At 76.0% G+C, this 417-nt stretch carries 1 protein-coding gene; it reads right to left on the bottom strand.

Annotated elements, in window-relative coordinates:
* Positions 1–417, bottom strand: a 417-nt coding sequence (cbiT, locus tag V2J85_RS40880) for a precorrin-6Y C5,15-methyltransferase (decarboxylating) subunit CbiT (protein ID WP_330824427.1), incomplete at both ends; no start/stop codon positions are given.

Raw genomic sequence — 417 nt, 5'->3', positions numbered from 1 at the left:
TCCCCCAGCAGCGCCTCCGACTCCAGCGTCACCGTGTTCGCGACCAGCCGGCCGCCGGGGCGCAGCGCCTCCCAGCACGCGTCGAGCAGACCCGCCGCCGTCAGGCCGCCGCCGATGAACACCGCGTCGGGGTTGGGCAGTTCGGTCAGGGCTGCGGGGGCCGGGCCCGTGACGACGCGCAGCCCCGGCACCCCCAGGCGTTCCGCGTTACGGGTGATCCGCTCCGCCCTCGCCGGGTCCCGCTCCACGCTCACCGCCCGGCACGATCCATGGGCCCGCATCCACTCGATCGCGATCGAGCCCGAGCCGCCGCCCACGTCCCAGAGCAGTTCGCCGGGCGCGGGCGCCAGGGTCGCGAGCGTGGCCGCCCGGATGTGGCGCTTGGTGAGCTGGCCGTCGTGCTCGTACGCCTCGTCC

The organism is Streptomyces bugieae (genome assembly GCF_036352915.1).
Classification (GTDB): Bacteria; Actinomycetota; Actinomycetes; order Streptomycetales; family Streptomycetaceae; genus Streptomyces; species Streptomyces endophytica.
The sequence above is the reverse complement of the archived record's forward strand: the minus strand, read 5'-3'. Positions and strand labels throughout refer to the sequence as shown.